This is a genomic window from Alcanivorax sp. HI0083, from assembly GCF_001635175.1.
The window spans coordinates 1-1,342 of record NZ_LWFX01001478.1 but is presented as its reverse complement, the minus strand read 5'-3'; the positions used below and the strand labels follow the sequence as shown (position 1 = coordinate 1,342).

2 protein-coding genes are annotated in these 1,342 nt (G+C 59.3%); both read right to left on the bottom strand.

Annotation, left to right across the window (positions count from 1 at the left end; all coding sequences use genetic code 11):
- Positions 1–27 precede the first annotated feature (27 nt).
- Positions 28–645 carry a TetR/AcrR family transcriptional regulator gene (locus A3754_RS22425; protein WP_063521385.1) on the bottom strand — a complete coding sequence of 206 codons (618 nt, stop codon included), beginning with the start codon at positions 643–645 and terminating at the stop codon, positions 28–30.
- The coding region (locus A3754_RS22420) for an SDR family oxidoreductase (RefSeq protein WP_063521384.1) at positions 642–1,342 on the bottom strand (701 nt) is incomplete at its 5' end. The genes A3754_RS22420 and A3754_RS22425, both read right to left, overlap by 4 nt.

Here is a 1,342-nt window from a genome sequence, read left to right as displayed (position 1 = left end):
GCCATACCGGCGCTCCCTGGCAAAGAGTTATAACGCGGCCTGCAACGCTCGTAGCTGGGTACGCAGTGCATCCCCGAACTCCACCTGAAACACATCCAGCGGGGGCGCCTTGATCACGCTGGCCACCACCGGTGCCGGTTGACTCACCGCCCAGCAACCTATCACCGATTGCTGCACCTGCATCAGGAAACGTATGGCCTGATCTCCCTCCAGGGCAAAGTCGCGCTGCAAGCGTGCGGCCAGCTGCGCAAAGCATGCCAGCAGGGCCTGCTTGAATTCCCGTGCCTGTGATTCATCCAGATTGTGTTCCAGCACGGTATGCAGAATAGAGGTCAACCGGCAGAACAATGGGCGGGCAATCAGTAACTCACTGATTGCTGCCCAGGCCGGCCCCTCCTGCGGTAGAGGCGCCTCAACCATGGCATCCAGTTCACTCAGATAGAGCGCCAGAAACAGCGCTTCTTTAGAAGGGAAATACCGGTACAACGCTGCCTTGGTCACACCGGACTGGCGGGCGATAGCCGCCAGGCTGATGGCCGCGAACCGCTGCTCGGCAAAAAACAGGGCCGCTGCCTCCAGAATTTGTGCGCGCCGCTCCGCCTTCTGTTCCGGGGAACGGGCACGTTGAAAAGGACAAGAATTCACGCTTGTAACAATCCAGCCAGTCGGCGGGTAATCATACGGGGCGAGAGCTTGCCGAGCCACACCATCAACAGGTTCTTCAGGCCAGGAATCACAATTGCGCGGTGGCGTCCGGCCAGCGCCTTGCTAACCACCGCTTCGGTGGTCATGGTGCCTGCCTTGAAGAGCAAGGTGTTGGTCATGTTGGCTTCCTGGGCAAACTCGGACGCGGTGGCACCGGGGCAAAGCGCACTCACCGCCACGCCCTCTTTTTTCAGCTCTTCATGCAGGCCTTCCGAAAACGACAGCACAAACGCTTTGGAGGCGTAATAGATACTCATGTTCGGGCCGGCCTGGAACGCCGCAGTGGACGCCACATTAATCACAAAAGCATCTCTGGCCGTTTTCAGCTGTGGCATCAACCGCCAGGTCAGATCCACCAGTGCGGTCACATTCACCTGTATCATATCCAGCTGACGCTGCAGTGGCAGATCGGAAAAATCGCCCCGGTCGCCAAAGCCGGCATTGTTGATCAAGCCGGTCAGTTCCACCTTCTGGGCAGCCATATCCGCTACCAGTTTTTCTGCCGCACCGGCCTGGGCCAGGTCGGAGGCGATACACATGACCTCCAAGTTATGGCGCTGGCGCAACTCACTGGCCAATGTTTCCAATCGATCCAGCCGCCGCGCCGCCAGCACCAGGTTGTACCCCTGGGTGGCCA